A 975-nucleotide genomic window follows, 5' to 3' on the forward strand; every position below is an offset into this window, starting at 1 on the left:
GGCCTCAGGCCGTCGTCAGCGAGGGTGTCGAGTGCGGCCGTGAATGCGGTTACGGCCTCGGGCCGTCGCCAGGCCGGGCGAAAGTCCCGGACTGCATAGAACGCCTCGATTCTGGGCGCCAGGTCGCCGGAGAGCGGTGGAGACGGGTCGTCCAGCAGTGTCTCTAGCCGATCGCCGAGCGGATCCCCGACCGCGTCCGCCAGGGCGGCATGGCTACCGGTCACGAGCCCGGCGAGCAGTACGATGGTTGCGGTGATCCGGCCTGTGCGCACGGTCAACTTCCCCCTCCGGATCCGCCTGCGGTTGTGACCGTCGCCCGTTTCGCGATAATGGAGCCCTTGGCGGCGATCTGCGGACGGTTCGTTCCAGCAGCGTAGCCGCTCGTGCTGTCACGGAGGAAGACCGAGACGTGCCCTTTCTTCAGAGAATGCTTCCGCTCCGGCGGTATCGCCTCGCCGGGGTCGCGCTGGCTGTGCTGATGCTCGCCGGCACCGTCCAGGCCGCTCCCCTGGCTGACACCCTCGAGCAGCTCGCCCCCGGGGCCGATCCCCGGGCCCTGTCGCTGGCCGCCGAGGCCATGAGCTGTGCCGTGCAGCGCGGCCAGCCCGCGGCCGGCCGTCTCGCGGTGATCGACTACTCCCTCCCGTCGACGAAACGGCGGCTGTGGGTGTTCGACCTCGACGCCCGCCGGCTGCTGTTTCGCGAGTGGGTCGCCCACGGGCAGGCCACCGGCGGCAATCGCGCCGAGCACTTCTCCAACGTGCCCGAGAGCCACGCCTCCAGTCTCGGGCTGTACCGCACCCTCAACAGCTATCACGGCCGCAACGGCTACTCGCTGCGCCTGAAGGGCCTGGAGCCCGGGGTCAACGACCACGCCTACAGCCGGGCCATTGTCGTTCACGGGGCGGACTACGCCACCCCGGCGTTCATCCGCCGGGTCGGACGACTGGGGCGCAGCTACGGCTGCCCGGCGGT

The 975-nt window shown here is 70.5% G+C and carries 1 protein-coding gene and 1 pseudogene; one reads left to right on the plus strand and one right to left on the minus strand.

Translation table 11 applies throughout. The features are described 5' to 3' along the window. A pseudogene (locus tag G7A99_RS21240) lies at positions 1-272 on the minus strand (murein L,D-transpeptidase); the annotation flags it as partial. A 137-nt stretch (positions 273-409) separates the two neighbouring features. On the opposite strand from G7A99_RS21240, the gene G7A99_RS21245 reads away from it, so the two are divergent. Continuing rightward, a partial coding sequence (locus tag G7A99_RS21245) for a murein L,D-transpeptidase catalytic domain family protein (RefSeq protein ID WP_240466369.1) occupies positions 410-975 on the plus strand: 566 nt, incomplete at its 3' end.

The organism is Arhodomonas sp. KWT (assembly GCF_010993615.1).